1 rRNA gene is annotated in these 227 nt (G+C 41.9%); it reads right to left on the reverse strand.

Annotated features, from left to right (window positions below):
* Nucleotides 1-72, reverse strand: a 16S ribosomal RNA gene (locus GPK88_RS16720); the annotation flags it as partial.
* Nucleotides 73-227 lie beyond the last annotated feature (155 nt).

Raw genomic sequence — 227 nt, forward strand, 5'->3', positions numbered from 1 at the left:
TTCCCGTTCGACTTGCATGTGTTAAGCACGCCGCCAGCGTTCATCCTGAGCCAGGATCAAACTCTCTGATAAAATGTGTTAGCAATTCAGCGATGCTCGCATCAACTTAATTGCGACTCACACTGATTAAGCCAAAGGCTTAAGAAGTGTTTGATTCATTTACTCAAGACAACCGTTTGGCTATCTCTCGTTTTTACTGCTTTTGGTTTGTTAAAACCGTTCTTTAA

It is taken from the genome of Blautia sp. MCC269 (assembly GCF_018785655.1).
Taxonomy (GTDB): domain Bacteria; phylum Bacillota; class Clostridia; order Lachnospirales; family Lachnospiraceae; genus Blautia_A.